Annotated in this window: 1 pseudogene; it reads left to right on the top strand. The window is 70.9% G+C overall.

Features of this window, described 5'->3' with window-relative positions:
* Window positions 1-111: 111 nt before the first annotated feature.
* Window positions 112-498 (top strand): annotated as a pseudogene (locus AC1DFE_RS24165) (HNH endonuclease signature motif containing protein); the annotation flags it as partial.

Raw genomic sequence — 498 nt, 5'->3', positions numbered from 1 at the left:
GTGGAGGGCGTGGAGTCCTCTGTTGCTGTGTTGGCTGTTTTTGTCCGTGAGGCCGCCGGGGCCGGTTCTGGGTCGGGTGCTGATCCGCTTCGGGATCAGGCGGATGCCTGGTTGGATGCGCTGGCCGAGGCGGCCAGGCTGGAGGCCCGCGTGGCGGCGTTGAAGGTGCAGGCCGCGGTCGGTTTCGCCAGCGCGGAGGCGGCGATGGCGTCCCCAGACGCGTCTCGGCGGGAGCGGGACGTGCTGGAGATGTCGGTCACGGCGGAAGTGGCGGGCGCGCTGACCGTGAGCGAGGGGTCGGCGGCACGGTTTCTGGAGGAATCGGCCAGGCTGAACACGGATTTGCCGTTGACCCAGCTCCGCGTCGACGCCGCCGCCTCGTGGCTCCTCGGCCCGGCCCCGGGCGTTGATGGCGCGACGGGGGACCCGGCCGCAGAATTCTTTCCCACAGATTCCCTGCCGTCGGGGTCCCTGCCCCCAGATTCTGTGCGGGCCGGT

The organism is Arthrobacter sp. 05T423 (genome assembly GCF_056396245.1).
The sequence above is the reverse complement of the archived record's forward strand: the minus strand, read 5'-3'. Positions and strand labels throughout refer to the sequence as shown.